At 65.6% G+C, this 15,153-nt stretch carries 13 protein-coding genes; 10 read left to right on the forward strand and 3 right to left on the reverse strand.

The window, feature by feature from the left end:
- Positions 1 to 94 precede the first annotated feature (94 nt).
- Positions 95 to 1,165 carry a Gfo/Idh/MocA family protein gene (locus AC50X7_RS09330; protein ID WP_494978747.1) on the forward strand — a complete coding sequence of 357 codons (1,071 nt, stop codon included), beginning with the start codon at positions 95 to 97 and terminating at the stop codon, positions 1,163 to 1,165.
- A 22-nt stretch (positions 1,166 to 1,187) separates the two neighbouring features.
- Here the strand turns inward: AC50X7_RS09330 and ald are convergent, their stop codons facing one another.
- Positions 1,188 to 2,306, reverse strand: coding sequence for an alanine dehydrogenase (gene ald / locus AC50X7_RS09335; RefSeq protein WP_307097944.1), 1,119 nt, complete (start codon positions 2,304 to 2,306; stop codon positions 1,188 to 1,190).
- Between the two features lie 232 nt (positions 2,307 to 2,538).
- Here ald and AC50X7_RS09340 point away from each other — a divergent pair, with 232 nt between their 5' ends.
- On the forward strand, positions 2,539 to 3,756 hold the full coding sequence (locus AC50X7_RS09340) for a PucR family transcriptional regulator (protein WP_494978748.1): 1,218 nt from the start codon (positions 2,539 to 2,541) through the stop codon (positions 3,754 to 3,756).
- A gap of 8 nt (positions 3,757 to 3,764) precedes the next feature.
- Here the strand turns inward: AC50X7_RS09340 and AC50X7_RS09345 are convergent, their stop codons facing one another.
- Positions 3,765 to 4,187: a helix-turn-helix domain-containing protein gene (locus tag AC50X7_RS09345; RefSeq protein WP_494978749.1), complete on the reverse strand. Its 423-nt coding sequence runs from the start codon at positions 4,185 to 4,187 to the stop codon at positions 3,765 to 3,767.
- A gap of 66 nt (positions 4,188 to 4,253) precedes the next feature.
- On the opposite strand from AC50X7_RS09345, the gene AC50X7_RS09350 reads away from it, so the two are divergent.
- The gene (locus AC50X7_RS09350; protein WP_494978750.1) at positions 4,254 to 5,036 is read left to right on the forward strand and encodes an alpha/beta fold hydrolase; all 783 of its coding nucleotides are present in this window, start codon (positions 4,254 to 4,256) and stop codon (positions 5,034 to 5,036) included.
- A gap of 35 nt (positions 5,037 to 5,071) precedes the next feature.
- Here the strand turns inward: AC50X7_RS09350 and ptsP are convergent, their stop codons facing one another.
- On the reverse strand, positions 5,072 to 6,757 hold the full coding sequence (gene ptsP, locus AC50X7_RS09355) for a phosphoenolpyruvate--protein phosphotransferase (RefSeq protein WP_494978751.1): 1,686 nt from the start codon (positions 6,755 to 6,757) through the stop codon (positions 5,072 to 5,074).
- A 162-nt stretch (positions 6,758 to 6,919) separates the two neighbouring features.
- Here ptsP and AC50X7_RS09360 point away from each other — a divergent pair, with 162 nt between their 5' ends.
- The 7 genes from AC50X7_RS09360 to AC50X7_RS09390 all read left to right on the forward strand — a co-directional run bounded on the left by AC50X7_RS09360 (position 6,920) and on the right by AC50X7_RS09390 (position 15,054).
- Positions 6,920 to 7,648 (forward strand): TetR/AcrR family transcriptional regulator, encoded by a 729-nt coding sequence (locus AC50X7_RS09360; RefSeq protein WP_307097688.1) that lies wholly within the window; start codon positions 6,920 to 6,922, stop codon positions 7,646 to 7,648.
- An 84-nt stretch (positions 7,649 to 7,732) separates the two neighbouring features.
- A complete protein-coding gene (locus tag AC50X7_RS09365; RefSeq protein WP_494978752.1) occupies positions 7,733 to 9,805 on the forward strand; it encodes a PTS mannitol transporter subunit IICBA in 2,073 nt (690 codons plus the stop codon).
- Positions 9,805 to 10,968, forward strand: coding sequence for a mannitol-1-phosphate 5-dehydrogenase (locus AC50X7_RS09370; protein WP_494978753.1), 1,164 nt, complete (start codon positions 9,805 to 9,807; stop codon positions 10,966 to 10,968). Before AC50X7_RS09365 ends, AC50X7_RS09370 begins: the two co-directional genes overlap by 1 nt.
- Positions 10,969 to 11,224: 256 nt before the next feature.
- Complete coding sequence (locus AC50X7_RS09375; protein WP_494978754.1) at positions 11,225 to 12,172, forward strand: siderophore ABC transporter substrate-binding protein; 948 nt, start codon at positions 11,225 to 11,227, stop codon at positions 12,170 to 12,172.
- A 24-nt stretch (positions 12,173 to 12,196) separates the two neighbouring features.
- The gene (locus tag AC50X7_RS09380) at positions 12,197 to 13,204 is read left to right on the forward strand and encodes an ABC transporter permease (RefSeq protein ID WP_494978755.1); all 1,008 of its coding nucleotides are present in this window, start codon (positions 12,197 to 12,199) and stop codon (positions 13,202 to 13,204) included.
- A complete protein-coding gene (locus AC50X7_RS09385) occupies positions 13,197 to 14,243 on the forward strand; it encodes an iron chelate uptake ABC transporter family permease subunit (protein WP_494978756.1) in 1,047 nt (348 codons plus the stop codon). The genes AC50X7_RS09380 and AC50X7_RS09385 overlap by 8 nt, the downstream gene beginning before the upstream one ends.
- A 52-nt stretch (positions 14,244 to 14,295) precedes the next feature.
- The gene (locus tag AC50X7_RS09390; protein WP_494978757.1) at positions 14,296 to 15,054 is read left to right on the forward strand and encodes an iron ABC transporter ATP-binding protein; all 759 of its coding nucleotides are present in this window, start codon (positions 14,296 to 14,298) and stop codon (positions 15,052 to 15,054) included.
- Positions 15,055 to 15,153: the final 99 nt, after the last annotated feature.

A 15,153-nucleotide genomic window follows, 5' to 3' on the forward strand; every position in this document is an offset into this window, starting at 1 on the left:
TCCCAAATGCTCCCTCACTTACTGCGGGTTTTCCTGTGACGCTCTATCACTTCCAGGGGGTCTGGCCGACGGTGCACGGGGGTACCGTAGCCCTATGACTGACTCCGCCGCTCCACGCACCATCCGCACAGCCGTCGTCGGCTACGGCCTGTCAGGCAGCGTCTTCCATGCGCCCCTGATCGGGTCCGACGGTCGTTACTCGCTGGAGGTCATTGCCACGTCCAACGTGGAACGGCAGAAGGCGGCCACTGCCCGCTATCCGGGCGTGAGGACAGTGCACGACGGCGATGCTGTCCTTGCGCGCGCCGCTGAACTTGACCTGGTGGTGCTGGGCACGCCGCCGGCGACGCACTACCCGCTGGCCAGGGCCGCGCTGGAGGCCGGGCTGGACGTGGTGGTGGACAAGCCGTTCGCCGTGACGAGCGAGCAAGGGCAGGAGCTTGTTGCCCTCGCCCGGCAACTGGGCCGGGTGTTGACGGTGTTCCAGAACCGGCGATGGGACGGCGACTTCCTTACACTGCGCAAGCTCCTGGCGGCGGACGCCGTGGGGAAGGTCACCAGGTTCGAATCGAGGTTCGAGCGGTGGTCCCCCGCCATCGCCAAGGCCTGGAAGGCTCACGCCACTGCGGCTGACGGCGGCGGCGTCCTGTTCGACCTCGGCAGCCACCTGATTGACCAGGCCCTCCTGCTGTTTGGTCCCGCAACCGTGGTCCATTCGGAGCTGAAGGCCCGGCGCGCGGATGAACGCGCGGATGACGACGTGTTCCTGGTGCTGCGGCACCACTCCGGGGTGCTGAGCCACCTCACCATGAACATGCTCTGCGCGCAGCAGGGGCCGCGGTTCCGCGTGCTGGGTTCCGTCGGCGGCTTCACCAAGAACGGTGTGGACCCGCAGGAGCCCTACATTGTGGCGGGCGGCAGCCCCCTCGACGCAGAGTACGGCGAGGAAGCGCCGGAGTGGGCGGGCCTCCTGGGCCGTGACGGCCACCTGGATGCCCTGCCCACTGAGCGCGGCAGTTACCCGGAGTTCTACCGGCTCCTGGCGGATAAGATCCTCGACGGCGGAGCCACTTCAGCACTCCCCGTCCCGGTAGATCCGGCAGACGCCGTCGAAAGCTTAAAAATCATTGAACAAGCAAGGGAACTGGCTTCGGCCAGGTCATAAACCCGCAGCGAAAACCAAGGACTTACGCCGAGACCAGTTCGTGCCAGTCCGCTACGAGGGGCAGGTCGTGTGCCTCGGAGACGGAGTGGTGGGCTACGTGGCCCGCGGCGATGTTGAGGCCGGCCGCGAGGGCGGGGTCGCGCTCGAAGGCTGCCTTGACGCCCAGGTTGGCCAGCGACACGGCGTACCGCAGGGTCACGTTGGTCAGGGCGTAGGTGGAGGTGTTGGGGACCGCGCCGGGCATGTTGGCCACGCAGTAGAAGATGGTGTTGTGGACCTTGTAGGTGGGTTCCTGGTGGGTGGTGGCGCGGGTGTCCTCGAAGCAGCCGCCCTGGTCCACGGCGATGTCCACGAGAACCGAGCCGGGCTTCATGCGGGCCACCAGATCGTTGGTGACCAGCTTGGGGGCCTTGGCCCCCGGGATCAGGACGGAGCCGATCACCAGGTCTGCGTCCACCACTGACTTCTCAATTTCGTAACTGTTCGATGCCACGGTCTTCAGGCGGCCCTGGTACTGGGCGTCCAGTTCGCGCAGGCGGTTGATGTTGATGTCCAGGATGGTGACGTCGGCGCCCAGGCCAAGTGCCATTGCAGCGGCGTTGGTTCCGGCAACGCCCGCGCCAAGGACAACCACCTTGGCAGGGCGGACGCCGGGGACGCCGCCCAGCAGCACACCCTTACCGCCGGCGGGAGCCATGAGGGAGGAGGCACCCACCTGCACGGATAACCGGCCGGCCACCTCGGACATGGGGGCCAGCAGTGGAAGCGTCCGGCCTTCCTGCACCGTTTCGTAAGCGATGGCCGTGACGCCGGAGTTGATGAGCTCGCGGGTGAGTTCGGGTTCGGCGGCGAGGTGGAGGTAGGTGAAGAGGATCAGGCCCTTGCGGAAGCGGTGGTATTCGGCCTTGATGGGTTCCTTGACCTTCATGACCATGTCCGCGCGGGCCCAGACGTCATCGGCGTCGTTGACGATCTCGGCGCCGGCGATGGCGTATTCCTCGTCGGTGATGCCTGAGCCCAGCCCGGCGCCGCGCTCCACCAGCACGGTGTGGCCGTGGGTGCGGAACTCGTGAACTCCGGCAGCGGTGATGGCTACCCGGAATTCGTTGTTCTTGATTTCTTTGGGGACACCGATGATCATCGTGGGCTCCAGGTTCTCGGCCGGTAGGCCGGAAAGTGCGGAAGGATTGCGTGTTTCCACGATAAATCCGTTTGTGAGCCAGCTGACATGATGTGGTCGACGGGGCACCAGAGAAATCCCGGGATTCCGCGGATTTCCTCCTAGCGTGCTCGACATTTGTATAGTCACGGAGCGTCAGGTGTCGCCTCGTGTTCGTTCGTCTCCCAGGCTGCAAAAGCAGTAGTGTTGGCCCATGCAGCAGGGCGTGGAACAACTGGTTGAGCAGGTGGCGCAAAAGCTGGGCCGCGGACTGTCCCTGGAGGACCTGGACGGCGTGCTGCTGGCTTACAGCTCGAACCAGTCCCATGCTGACCGCGTGCGCGTGAACTTCCTGCTCAGCAAAAAAGTGCCGGCGGACGTGAGTGCCTGGCAGCTGTCCCACGGCATTGCGACAGCGGTGCGGCCGGTGGTGGTTCCGGCGAACCCGCACCTTGGAATGCTGGGGCGTGTTTGTGTGCCGCTGATGGTCCGTGGCTTCCGCGTGGGTTACCTCTGGGTGCAGCAGGACTCCGTGGAGGAAAACCCGACGGCGATCCTCACCCAGTTGCCGTCAGTCAACAACGAGTTGGAGATGCTTTCCGGGCTGCTGCTCGACTCGAACACCGCGGAGTCCGAGTTCCGGCGGGGGCGTGAGCGGGAGTTCCTGGCTGCGTGTGCCGGGGAAGCAAACGCGGTGGCGGCAGTGGCAGGGTGGAAGGAGGTGCAGGGCCGCGGGCCGTGGCAGATGGTCAGTGTGCTCGATGCCGACGGCTGGGCCGGCGGCCCCGATCCCGTCGCGTCCACCCTGATCCACCGGTCGGCAGCGCTGCAGGCCACGATCGGCGTGGATGCAACCCTCTTCAGCGCCGGCACGGAAACCCACTCGGTGGTGCTGTTCCGCGAGTCAACGGGAAGGGCGAACCATGCGCAGGTCCTGGTCCATTACCAGCTGGAGTTGGCCAAGCGCTCCGGCCGGCCGGTCCACCGGATCATCCTGGGGATCAGCGAAGGGTTTGCCAGGCCGCGGGAGCTCGCCGAGGCCTACCGGCAATCAAAAGTGGCTGCGCAGGCCGCTGCCGTTGATCCCCAGCTCGGGGAACTGGTGGACTGCCGGTCCACCGGCGTTTACCAGCTCCTGGCCTCCGCCGGAGGAGGGGCCGGCGCCTGGGCTGACTCCGGATCCGTCTACTTCCGCATGCTCGAGGACCACGACCGCAACGGTGAACTGATTCCAGTCCTGGAACTCCTGTACGACAACGACGGCTCCGTCCAGGACGTGGCTGCGAAACTCCACCTGCACCGCAGCAGCATCTACAACCGGCTGGGCCGGATCCGCCAGCTGTTGGGCGTGGACCCGCTGAAGGGCCTGCCCCGGCTGGAACTCCACGCGGCCCTCAAAATGCGCCGCTGGGCACTTCGGCCCCGGATCTGACGCGAGGATCAGCCGCCGTCGGCCTCATTGCCGGCAGCCTGATCCGTAGCCGCCTTCTTCTGCCGGTCCTTCTTCTGCCCCTCCAGCCACGCCATGATCGCAGACAATGGGATCCGGCGGTGGCTGCCGCGGTACTCCACAGGGATTTCCCCGCGGTCCGTCATGTTGCGGAGGTAGGTGTGCGAAATTCCCGCCAGTTCTGCCGCCTTGGAGGTGGTCAGCATCTCCTCCACGCTGCTCACGGTCACCGCCTCGCCGCGGCTGAACCGCTGCAGGAGGTCGACGACGGCGTCCTTCGCCACGGGCGGCAGGCGGTGGACGGTGCCGTCCACAAAAACGGTGATGTCGTCGCTGCCGGCCAGAGCTTGCTGGAGCCTCACGGCCTCCTCGGGCGGGAGTGCGCCGGCCATCCTGGGAGCAATCAGTGCCATGGCTCCAGCCTACCGGTGCGTCCCCGCCTGCCGGTGTGCCCCGCGCTCCGGCGGTAAGCTCGGCTGATGGCATTAGGTGATGGCAAAGACGTGCAATCCGGCGGTTTACAGGGAAGGCTCTACGCCTCCGTCCATCCGGGGGAGGCTGGAGCGCGGCCTACTTATGTGCTGCTGCACGGCATCGGTGTTTCCCATCGCTACCTGGCGCGGTTGCATCAGGAACTGGCAAAAGAAGCGGACGTCTACTCCTTCGACCTGCCCGGCTTCGGGAAGTCGTCAAAACCCGGGCGTCAGTTGCAGATCGAAGAGTTTGCGGCGTTTGTGAGCGCTGTCCTCGCGGAAGCCGGAGTCCATCATTATGTCCCGGTGGGTCATTCCATGGGCACACAGTTCGCAGTGCAACTGGCGCTGCAGGAACCTGAGCGGGTGGACGGCGTCGTTCTGATGGGCCCGGTGGTGGAGACCACGAGGAAGTCGGTGGCCAGGCAGGCGATGGCACTGACGCGGGATTCGATGTTCAGCGAGTCGCTGACCTCGAACGCCATCGTGTTCAGCGACTACCTCCGGGCAGGCCCGCGCTGGTACCTGACGGAATTGCCCGTGATGATGGAATACCCGCTGGAGGAACGGCTCGCGGGGGTCACCCAGCCGGTGCTGGTGCTCCGCGGCACCAAAGACCCCATCGCCCGCCGCCCCTGGTGCGTGAACCTCGCCGAGGTTGCCCGCCAGGGAACTATGGCCGAGATCCTGGGCCAAGGCCATGTCTTCCAACACACTGCCCCGGAAACCGCTGCGCAGGCCATCAGCGGCTGGGTCAGGGCCGTCAACGGCTTCGGCGTCCCGGCCTGACAGAGGCCCCCGCCATCACGGCGGGGCCAGGGGCGTCAGAGCCCGAGTTCCTCCAGTACCGGCAGCTTTTCCCGCACCCACGCGCGCGCCTCGGTGGCGCTGGGGGCAGACAGGGCAAGTTTGGCCAGCTGCTGCGCCTCATCCAGGGTGACCGTCTTCAACACCGCTGCAACTGCGGCAAGGGACCGGGCGGTCATGGACAGCGTTGCCACGCCCAGGCCGGTCAGTACGACGGCGAGGGCCGGGTCCGCGGCCGCCTCACCGCAGACGCCCACGGGTTTGTTGCTCCCCTCGGCGCGTGAGCCCTCCACAGTCAGCCCGACCAGGCGCAGGACTGCAGGCTGCCAGGGGGTGTTGAGGTTGGCGAGCGGGCCAAGCTGGCGGTCCGCGGCCATGGCGTACTGGGTCAGGTCGTTGGTGCCAAGGCTCGCGAAGCCCACTTCGCGGAGGATGGCTTCAGCAGTGAGGGCAGCGGACGGGACCTCCACCATCACGCCGGGGGTCTTGATGCCGGCATCTGCGCACATGGAGGCAAAGCGGGCAGCCTCTTCCGCCGTCGAAATCATGGGCGCCATGACCCAAACATCCGCTTCCGACTGCTTCTCGGCCAGCGCGATCGCTTCCAGCTGGCGGTCCAGGACGCCCGGGGTGGTGAAGTCCGTGCGGTAGCCGCGGACGCCCAGGGCGGGATTGGGCTCCGTGGAGTCGGTCAGGAACGGGAGCGGCTTGTCGGCGCCGGCATCGAGCGTCCGCAGGACCACTTTTTTGCCCGGGAAGGCGTCAAATACGCTCTTATACGCCGCGGCCTGCTCTTCCACGGAGGGTTCGGTATCCCGTTCCAGGAAGCAGAACTCGGTGCGGAAGAGGCCCACGCCCTGGGCGCCCAGCTTGGCGGCCGCCTCGGCGTCCTTGCCGCCGCCCACGTTGGCGAGCAGCGGCACAAGGTGGCCATCCGCCGTCGCGCCCGTTCCGCTGAACTCGGCCAGCAGTGAAGCGGTGGCCGCCCATGCCTCCGCTGCTGCCAGCAGGGACTGGTCAGGCTCGGACGTGATGCTGCCCGCCGCGCCGTCAACATACACTTCGGTGCCGTCCGGAAGCTCGTCCACGCCGACGGCGGCAACGACGGCGGGAAGGCCGAGCGAGCGGGCGATGATGGCGGTGTGGGACTGGGGCCCGCCGCCCGCGGTGACAAGGGCCAGGACCTTGTTCGGGTCGAGGGTGGCGGTGTCGGCCGGGGCCAGGTCCTCGGCCACCAGGACAAAGGGGGTGCTGGATGCGGGGATGCCGGGCGCGGGAACACCGCGCAGTTCGGCGACGATGCGGGCCCGCACATCCAGGACGTCGGTGGCGCGCTCGGCCATGTAGCCGCCCAGGTTGTGCAGCATTTCCGAGACGGAGGAGCCGGACTCCCAGATGGCGCGCTCACCCGACATGCCGCGGGCAATGAGCTTGGCGGCACCCTTGATCAGCATGGTGTCCTTGGCCATCAGCGCCGTGGCTTCAAGGACTGCTTTGCCGTCGCCGGTGGCGTGGGCTGCGCGGGCCTTGAGTTCGTCATGCACTGCCTGGGATGCCGCCTTCAGGGCTGCTGTGGCTTCCTCGGCGGTGGTCCCTGCTGCCAGCTGTTCGCCGGCTGGAGGTTCGCTGATGGGTTTGGGCATCTGCCGCACGGTGCCCATAACGCGGCCTGGACTGACGCCTACTCCTGGGAAGTTCTGCACTGAAGGTCCTCATTCTCTGCCGGTTGCCAGGCCCGCCGATGTTGTCCGGCGTCATGCCGGTCCGCCGGAGGACTGCTACGTCCGGAAGCGGGAAACGTGCCTGAAAAAAATTGTATGTGATTCAGTTCATATAGCAATGCTATAGGTGCTAGGGTAGCGGTTATGAGTTTGGATGGCCAGCTTCCCCCCAAAATGCGGCTGCTCCGTGCAGCGGCAGAACTGCTGGCAAATTCTGCGGGAGCGCCCGTCTCCACCCGCCAGATCACGCAGCTGGCAGGGGTGACGGCGCCCACGCTGTACCACCACTTCGGTGACAAGGAAGGCTTGTTTGACGCCGTCGTCGCCGCAGGGTTTGAAGAATATGTTGCGGGCGAAAGGGACTTCGCCCCCTCCGGACAGCCGCTCGAGGATATCCGGAGAATGTGGGACAACCACGTGCAGTTCGGGCTCAACCAGCCGGAGCTGTACCTGGTGATGTTCGGCAATATCCGCCCGGAAAGCCGCCCCGCCATCGTTGCCGATGCCGAGGCGCTGATGGAGGAGATGCTGAACAAGGCAGCGGTGGCGGGCCAGCTGAACGTCCAGCCCAGGGAGGCGGCCAGGTCCATCCTGGCGGCGAACGTGGGCGTGACGCTGATGCTGATTGCGGAACCCGCCTCCGACCGGAACCTAGAACTGTCCACCATGACCCGGGACGCCATGATCTTCGCGGTGTCCGCGGAGCCCGCCAACGGCGCGGCCCCGGGCAGCGCCGGAAAATCTTCGGTGGTGGTGGCAGCGATCGCCCTGAACGCCGCACTTCAGGCCTCGCACTCAGACCAGCTCTCCAGCTCGGAACTCAAACTCTTCCTCGAATGGCTTCACCGGATCTCCACCAGCCCGGCCGGCTGAAAAGCGCCACACAGTTCCACCAGTACGTCGTTGTAAGTATCGGACCATCCTGCGGAGCAGCGGGAATGACGGTTAGGAAATCACATGGCAACAGAGACAGTTGCGAAACCCCGTACCAGCATGCGGGTTGGCGTCCAGAAATTCGGGACGTTCCTGTCCGGAATGATCATGCCCAACATCGGCGCGTTCATCGCCTGGGGCCTCATCACGGCTCTCTTCATTGAGAAGGGCTGGCTGCCTGTTCCGCAGCTGGGCGGATTCGGCGAGACAAACGGCGTGCCGAACACAGGCCTCGTAGGGCCGATGATCACGTACCTGCTGCCCCTCCTGATCGGCTACACCGGCGGCAAGATGGTCTACGACGTCCGCGGCGGCGTGGTGGGCGCCATCGGCACCATGGGCGTGATTGTGGGTGCAGGCATCCCCATGTTCATCGGCGCCATGATCATGGGCCCGCTGGGCGGCTGGACCATGAAGAAGATCGATTCGATCTGGGACGGCAAGATCCGCCCCGGCTTCGAGATGCTGGTCAACAACTTCTCGGCAGGCATCTGGGGTGCACTGCTCGCCATGCTCGGCTTCTATGCGATCGCTCCGGTGGTCTCGGCGTTCAGCGCCGGTGCCGGCAATGTGGTCCAGTTCCTGGTCAACAACGGCCTGCTGCCGCTGACCAGCATTTTTATCGAACCTGCAAAGGTCCTCTTCCTCAACAACGCCATCAACCACGGCGTGCTGACCCCACTGGGCGTCCAGCAGTCACTGGAGCAGGGCAAGTCGATCCTGTTCCTGCTTGAGGCCAACCCGGGCCCGGGCCTTGGCATCCTGCTGGCTTACATGTTCTTCGGCCGCGGCGCCGCCAAGGCGTCCGCCCCCGGTGCCGCCATCATCCACTTCCTGGGCGGCATCCACGAGATCTACTTCCCGTACGTGCTGATGCGCCCACTGCTGATCCTGGCTGCCATCGCCGGCGGCATGACCGGCATCGCCACCCTTGCCATCACCAACTCCGGCCTGGTTGCACCGGCAGCCCCGGGTTCCATTTTCGCTGTTCTTGCCCAGACCTCACGTGACAGCTACATCGGCGTCATCCTCGCGGTCCTGCTGGCCACGGCGGTGTCCTTCCTGGTGGCCTCGGTCATCATGAAGACCACCCGCCACAGCGATGAGGGCGACCTGAACGCTGCCACCTCCAGGATGGAGCAGATGAAGGGCAAGAAGAGCTCCGTTTCGTCCACCCTCACTGGCGCAGGCGCCGCTGCCGGTGGCGGCGGGGTTGGCGTACTGGCGGGACCGGTGCGGAACATTGTTTTCGCTTGCGACGCCGGCATGGGCTCGAGTGCCATGGGAGCCTCCGTGCTGCGCAACAAGATCAAGGCTGCCGGCTTCCCGGACGTGAAGGTCACCAACGCCTCCATCGCCAACCTCAAGGACGACTATGACGTTGTGGTCACCCACCAGGACCTGACCGAACGCGCCAAGCCGGCCACGTCCAGCGCGGTCCACTACTCCGTTGACAATTTCATGAGCAGTCCGGAATACGACGAGATCGTGGAGCTGGTCAGGGATAGCAACACCGAAGGTTCCGTGGCAACGGAAGGCCCGGACGCCGGTGCGGGAACGCCGGGCGGAGCCTCCGCCTCCGGACCCGCGACGGTCGTAGCCGGCGGAGCTGCCGCAGGCACCGCCGTCGGAACATCCGAAACCGAAGCGTCAGCAACTGGAACCGCCGAAATCCTGGCCCGGGAAAGCGTAGTGCTCCGCGGAACGGCCACTACCCGTGACGCCGCCATCGACGAAGCCGGCCGACTCCTGCTGGCCCGCGGCGCCGTGGACGAGGATTACGTCCGGGCCATGCACGAGCGCGAGCAGTCAGTGTCCACGTACATGGGCAGCTTCCTGGCCATCCCGCACGGAACCAACGCGGCGAAGGACCACATCCGGAAGTCCGCAGTGTCCGTGATCCGCTATCCGGAAGGCATCGACTGGAACGGCAAGCAGGTCAAGTTCGTCGTGGGCGTGGCCGGCATCAACAACGAACACCTGCACATCCTGTCCTCCATCGCGAAGGTCTTCACCAACAAGGAACAGGTGGCCCGGCTGGAGGCCGCAACGTCCGAGGACGAGGTCCTGGAGCTCTTCGGAAAGGTCAACGCATAGTGAAGGCAGTACATTTCGGCGCCGGAAACATTGGGCGGGGCTTCGTGGGCCTGCTCCTGCACAACGCAGGCTACGAGGTGGTGTTCGCCGACGTCGCCGAGGAGCTCATCAACCAGCTCGCCACAGCGGACAGCTACGCCGTACACGAAGTGGGGGAGAACCCCGCGGTGCGGACCGTGAACAACTTCCGGGCGTTGAATTCCAACACGCAGGAGGAAGAGCTCATCGCGGAAATCGCGACGGCGGACATCGTCACCACCGCAGTGGGGCCGCACATCCTCAAGTTCGTGGCTCCGGCCATCGCCAGGGGCATCGTGGCAAGGGGGACCGGGCTGGCCCCGCTGCAGGTGATGGCCTGCGAGAACGCCATTAACGCCACGGACATCCTGGCCAAGGAGGTGGCCTCCCAGCCGGGTGCCACCGCCGGGGTGCTGGACGGCAAAGCGGTGTTCGCCAACACCGCCGTGGACCGCATCGTCCCCAACCAGGAAGCCGGCCAGGGCCTGGACGTCACGGTGGAGACGTTCTACGAATGGGTCATCGACCGCACCGCCTTTGCCGGTGCCGCCCCGGAAATTCCAGGCGCCACCTTTGTGGACGAGCTCTCGCCCTACATCGAGCGGAAGCTGTTCACCGTCAACACCGGCCACGCTTCGGCTGCCTACTTCGGATACGAGGCGGGTTTGGAGAAAATTTCCGACGCCATGGCGGACCAGGACGTTGCCGAGGACGTCCGGGCGGTGCTGGAGGAAACCAAGCAGCTCCTGGTGGCAAAACACGGCTTCAGCAATGACGAGCAGGAGGCCTACGTCCAGAAGATCCTGGTCCGGTTCTCCAACCCGTACCTGCCCGATACCGTGAACCGGGTGGGGCGCGCTCCGCTCCGCAAGCTGAGCCGGCACGAGCGGTTTATCGGACCGGCCGCAGAACTGGCCGAACGCGGTGTGGTGCCGGAGGCGCTCCTCGGCGCCATCGCCGGCGCCCTGCGGTTTACCGATCCCGCTGATGCCGAGGCAACAGAGCTGGCCGGCATCCTGGCGTCGACCGGCCCGGAAGAGGCCACTGCCCGGATCACCGGCCTGGAGCCCGGGCACCCGCTTTTCAACGCCGTCTCCACACTTGTGGAGGAGCGGCAAGCGGAGGTCACCCGCACCCCCGCCTAAGCCGAGCCGGGCCCCGACGCGCGCTCACTTACTGCAGCTATTAAGGCGACGCGCGCTCAGATCCTGCGGGCATCCAGCCAACGCTCGCTCACATCACGACGCCGGCACTCACCTGGGTGCCGGCGTCGTTTTGTGTGACCTCTCCCACTTATGGGGAATTACGGCCGCTCCCGTTTTGAAGTTAGCCTTCCCTTACTTATAGGCTCTGTTTCATTAGGCAACAAAGTTGTGACGTATTAGCCGAGCGGAGATAAACGTGAAGAAGAAGCTGTCGAGCTACGTGGGGGCACTTGCGGCGGGAGCGGCACTTTTGACCGTCACCGCCTGTGGAGGAAGCGCGACGGCGACGCCCGCCGAGGAGCCGGCCACCATCACCGTGGAGCACGCCCAGGGCAGCACCGCCAACGTCCCCGTCAACCCGGAGAAGGTCTTCACGTTCGATCTCGGCGTACTGGACACCCTGGAGGCGCTGGGCGTCGAGCCCGCGGGCGTGCCCGAAGCCGCCTACCCGGAGGCGCTCAGCAAGTTCGCCGACGCGAAGTACACCAAGATCGGTTCCCTGAAGGAGCCTGACTTCGAAGCCGTCAGCGCCGGCGACCCGGACCTCATCATCATCTCCGGCCGCACAGCCGGCGCCTATGAGGAACTGAGCAAGATCGCCCCCACCATCGACCTGTCCATTGATGCGAAACAGCCGCTGGACAGCTTCAGGGCCCAGACCGAAAAGCTCGGGACCATCTTCGATAAGTCAGCAGAAGTGGAAGAGAAGCTCGCCGCCGTGGACACCACCATCGCCGAGACCAAGGCCAAGGCTGCCAATGCCGGCAATGGCCTCATCGTCCTGACCTCCGGCGGCGAAGTGACCGCTTACGGCGCGGGCTCACGCTTCGGCATCATCCACGACGTCCTGGGCGTTCCCACGGCCGCCGACGTCAAGGTTGACGGCAGCCACGGTGAAGCAATTTCCTTCGAATACATCAAGCAGGCCAACCCGGACATCCTTTACGTGATCAACCGCGACACCGCGGTAGGCACCGAAGCTTCCGCCGCCAACCCCATCCTCGACAACGAACTCGTCCAGTCCACCAACGCCGCCAAGAACAACAAAGTCATCAACCTCGACCCCGCCGGCTGGTACATCGTGGGCTACGGCCTGAACAACGTCAAGGCCATGGTGGACGCCGTCGCCGACTCCGTGGCCTGACGCTGCCAACCTGGTTCGACGCCCATGACCGCCACCGCCGTGCGCCCGCTTGCGCCGGCAACCCGCAGCCAGGCCCGCCACACTGCAGGCCTGGCTGCGGCCGCAGGTGCAATCCTTGTCCTCGCGGCCGCCAGCATGTTTGTGGGCGTCAGCGACGTCTCGCTTCCAGTCCTCCTGGCGGGGGACCCGGCCACGGTGGAGGTCTTCTGGATATCCCGTGTTCCCCGGACCCTCGCCGTGCTGCTCGCCGGGATGGCGGTGGCCGTTGCCGGCCTGATCATGCAGCTCATGGCTCGGAACCGCTTCGTGGAGCCCTCCACGGTGGGAACGGTTGAATCCGCCACCCTGGGGATCCTGGTGGTCACCGTCTTCGCCCCGCAGGCCCCGGTGCTGATGAAAATGCTCGTGGCCAGCGCCTTTGCATTGCTGGGTACCGCCCTCTTTTTGGCCATCCTGCGGCGGCTGCCTGCCCGCAACACCCTGCTTATCCCGCTGGTGGGAATCATGCTGGGCGGCGTCATCGCCGCCGTCACCACGTTTTTCGCCTACCGCTACGACCTGCTGCAGACCCTGAGCAACTGGATGATCGGCGACTTCTCCGGCGTCCTGCGCGGCCGGTACGAGCTGCTCTGGATCGTCGCCGTCCTGATGCTGCTGGGACTGCTCGCCGCCGACCGGTTCACCGTTGCCGGCATGGGCCAGGACTTCACCACCAACCTCGGCCTGAACTACGGCCGGACCATGCGCCTGGGACTGATCATCGTCTCGCTGATCTCGGCCGTGGTGGTCACCACCGTGGGCGCCGTTCCCTTCCTGGGACTGGTGGTGCCGAACATCGTGTCCCTCATCTTCGGCGACAACCTCCGCCGCGCCGTGCCCTGGACGGCCCTCTTCGGAGCCGCGTTCGTGCTGATGTGCGACATCATCGGCCGGACCATCCGTTACCCCTATGAGGTCCCCGTGGGAATGGTGATGTCCGTGCTGGGCGCCATTCTCTTCCTCGCCCTGATCCTGAGGAAGCGCAATGCCTGAAAGCACAACGCTGCTGCCGCCCGTGAAGAAGCCAGCCGCAAAAGGTCCGACGGCGGGGATGCCACGGAAGCTCAAAGCCGCCATCCGCAACGCCTCGCCCCGGCTGGTGGTGGGCGTCCTGCTCGCGGCCACAGCCGCCGTCGTACTCTTCTTCCTGTTCTTCGAACTCAAGGGCAACGTGGGCTATATCCTGCCGCGCCGCGCCATCAAGGTGGCCGCCATGCTCCTGGTGGCCGTTGCTGTGGGCGTGTCCACGCTGCTGTTCCAGACCGTCACCGCCAACCGCATCCTCACGCCGTCCATCATGGGCTTCGATTCGCTGTACATCCTGGTGCAGACGTCCATGGCCTTCACGCTGGGGGCCGCCGCGGTGGTGGCCGCGGCACCCACGCTGCAGTTCGGCGTCGAAGTGCTGCTGATGGTGGCGTTCAGTGCGCTGCTGTACCGCTGGATGTTCACGGGTGCCACCCGGTCCCTCCATCTGCTCCTGCTGGTGGGTGTCATCCTGGGGAGTCTGTTCCGCGGACTGTCCTCGCTGCTGCAGCGGCTGATGGAGCCAAGCGAGTTCATCATCCTCCAGGACCTGTTTTTTGCCAGTTTCAACAACGTGGACCCCGCGCTGCTGGGTGTCTCGGCGGTCCTGGTTGCCGTTGTTTGTACCCTTGTGTGGCGGGCCCGGCACACGTTGGATGTCTTGGCATTGGGCCGGGATGTTGCCATCAACGTGGGCGTGGACCACCGCAAAGTGGTGATGCGCGTGCTGCTCGGGTGCTCGCTGCTGGTGGCGGTGTCCACCGCGCTGGTGGGGCCTGTGACGTTCTTCGGGTTGCTGGTGGTGAGCCTGGGCTACCAGCTGTGCCGCGGCTTCAGCCATGCCTGGCTGCTGCCCATCGTGGTGCTGATCGGCGCTGTCGCCCTGGTGGGTGGGCAGCTGCTGCTGGAGAAGGTGTTCGGTTTCGGCACGGCCCTGAGCGTGGTCATCGAATTCGCCGGCGGCATCCTGTTCCTTTACCTCCTCCTGAAGGGGTCCTTGAAATGACCTGTCCTCTGCCCGGCGCCCGAAGCCTGGCCGTAACCCGGGGAGCCCGGCCATGATCGACGTCCGGAACGTCTCCAAGAGCTACAGCGGCCAGGCAGTCCTCGATGACGTGAGCTGCGTGATCCCGCAGGGCGGCATCACCTCCATCATCGGTCCCAACGGGGCGGGAAAGTCCACCCTGCTCTCACTGATCAGCAGGCTCCAGCCGCTTGAGGCCGGCGCTGTCTCCGTGGCCGGGCTCGACATCGCCTCCACGGACAGCCGGGAACTGGCCAAGACCATGGCCATCCTGCGGCAGGAGAACCACCTGACCATGCGGCTGACCGTGCGGGACCTCGTGGCTTTTGGCCGCTTTCCCCACTCCGGCGGCCGGCCCACGGTGGAGGACCTGGCCAAGGTCCAGGAGGCCATCGCCCACCTGGACCTGACGCCCATGGCGGACAAATTCGTAGACGAGCTCTCCGGCGGCCAGCGCCAGCGGGCGTTCATCGCCATGGTTCTGGCGCAGGACACCCAGTACCTGCTGCTGGATGAGCCGTTGAACAACCTGGACATGAAGCACTCGGTGGAGATGATGCGGCTCCTGCGCCGGCTGGCCGACGAGTTCGGGAAAACCATCGTCCTGGTGGTCCATGACATCAACTTCGCGTCCTGCTACTCGGACACCATCCTGGCCATGAAGGACGGGCGGCTGGTCCACCAGGGCAGCCCCCGGCAGATCATGCAGCAGGCAATGCTCCGCGACGTATACGACATCGACATCCGGATTGAAGACATCGACGGCAACCGGATCGGCGTCTACTTCGCCTGACCGCGGGCTTCGCTCCTACCGCAGGGCACCCTTAAACAGACATTGCACCCTGGAATTCCATGGTGCAATGTCTGTTGGAAGGTGCCTCACTGCGCCGGG

Source organism: Pseudarthrobacter sp. Hb11, assembly GCF_059383655.1.